Source organism: Synechococcus sp. R8-2 (assembly GCF_047461715.1).
In the GTDB taxonomy this organism is placed as follows: domain Bacteria; phylum Cyanobacteriota; class Cyanobacteriia; order Thermostichales; family Thermostichaceae; genus Thermostichus.
In genome coordinates, this window is record NZ_JANSHQ010000736.1 from 1 (window position 1) to 1,207 (window position 1,207).

The window sequence follows — 1,207 nt, forward strand, 5'->3', positions numbered from 1 at the left end:
ACAAAAAAATCCCCCAGACCAAGCCGGGGGATCCACCAATGCTGTTGAAGCGTCAGGTCAGGCCATCAGCCACGCACCGCAGGCGCTACCTCCACCGCCGCCAAATCCAGCGGGAAGTTGTGCGCATTCCGCTCGTGCATCACTTCCATCCCCAGGTTGGCACGGTTCAACACATCAGCCCACGTCCCAACCACTCGACCGTTGCTGTCCACAATCGACTGGTTGAAGTTGAACCCGTTCAGGTTGAACGCCATGATGCTGATCCCCAGCGCCGTAAACCAAATCCCAATCACCGGCCAAGCCGCCAGGAAAAAGTGCAGGCTCCGGCTGTTGTTGAACGACGCATACTGGAAAATCAACCGGCCAAAATACCCGTGCGCCGCCACAATGTTGTAGGTCTCTTCCTCTTGCCCAAACTTGTACCCCAGGTTCTGAGACTCCTCTTCCGAGGTCTCCCGAATCAGGCTCGAGGTCACCAGCGACCCGTGCATGGCACTAAACAGCGCACCCCCAAACACGCCTGCCACGCCCAGCTGGTGGAACGGGTGCATCAGGATGTTGTGCTCTGCCTGGAACACCAGCATGAAGTTGAAGGTCCCCGAAATCCCCAGGGGCATCCCATCCGAGAACGACCCCTGCCCAATCGGGTAAATCAAAAACACTGCTGTGGCCGCTGCCACCGGCGCAGAGTAAGCCACCGCAATCCAGGGCCGCATCCCCAAACGGTAGCTCAGCTCCCATTCGCGTCCCATGTAGCAGAACACCCCAATCAAAAAGTGCAGCACAATCAGCTGGTACGGACCGCCGTTGTACAGCCACTCGTCCAGTGAGGCGGCTTCCCAAATCGGGTAAAAGTGCAGGCCAATGGCTGCCGAAGAGGGCACTACAGCCCCAGAAATGATGTTGTTCCCGTACAGCAAGGAACCGGAAACGGGCTCGCGGATGCCGTCAATGTCCACCGGCGGAGCCCCAATGAAGGCGATGATAAAGCAGGTGGTGGCAGTCAGGAGGGTGGGAATCATCAGCACCCCAAACCAGCCAATGTAAAGGCGGTTATCGGTGGAGGTGACCCACTCGCAGAACTGCTCCCACACGTTGCTGGTTGAGCGACGTTGGATAACAGTAGTCATGAGGACAAACTTCCCTAAGGAAGCGCGAAGATTGACAACCTAAACTTAAAACATCCGTTAAGTTTCGTCAACTACCT

1 protein-coding gene is annotated in these 1,207 nt (G+C 56.8%); it reads right to left on the bottom strand.

Annotation, left to right across the window (positions count from 1 at the left end):
• Positions 1–65: 65 nt before the first annotated feature.
• Positions 66–1,130 carry a photosystem II q(b) protein gene (gene psbA / locus NW819_RS14340; RefSeq protein ID WP_011432036.1) on the bottom strand — a complete coding sequence of 355 codons (1,065 nt, stop codon included), beginning with the start codon at positions 1,128–1,130 and terminating at the stop codon, positions 66–68.
• Positions 1,131–1,207: the final 77 nt, after the last annotated feature.

Bases quoted from the DNA above. Each gene is read 5' to 3' on its own strand.
- psbA (WP_011432036.1), bottom strand. From the start codon at position 1,130: ATGACTACTGTTATCCAACGTCGCTCAACCAGCAACGTGTGGGAGCAG.